The 217-nt window shown below is 39.6% G+C and carries 1 pseudogene; it reads left to right on the top strand.

The features are described from left to right. Positions 1 to 217: pseudogene (locus ACEN4N_RS11680) on the top strand (IS30 family transposase); the annotation flags it as partial.

The raw sequence follows: 217 nt of genomic DNA, 5'->3' as shown, positions 1-217 counted from the left end.
CCCATGAAGGTGCCAATCAACGTGCACGTCTTAAGGGTAGAAATCCTAAGTACACGGTCGAGCTACTTAAAGACATTCAAGATAAATTAGAACGTACATGGTCACCTGAACAAATTGTTGGACGAGACTATCAGGGAAAACTTTCCTTTAAATCCATCTATAACTGGATTTACCAAGATATCTTAAAGGTACCCCTAACTGTCTTAAGACACAAAGG

Source organism: Ruoffia sp. FAM 20857, assembly GCF_045528645.1.
Lineage (GTDB): Bacteria > Bacillota > Bacilli > Lactobacillales > Aerococcaceae > Ruoffia > Ruoffia halotolerans.
Note: the sequence above shows the minus strand (reverse complement) of the source record. Positions and strands in the feature narration are given on the sequence as shown.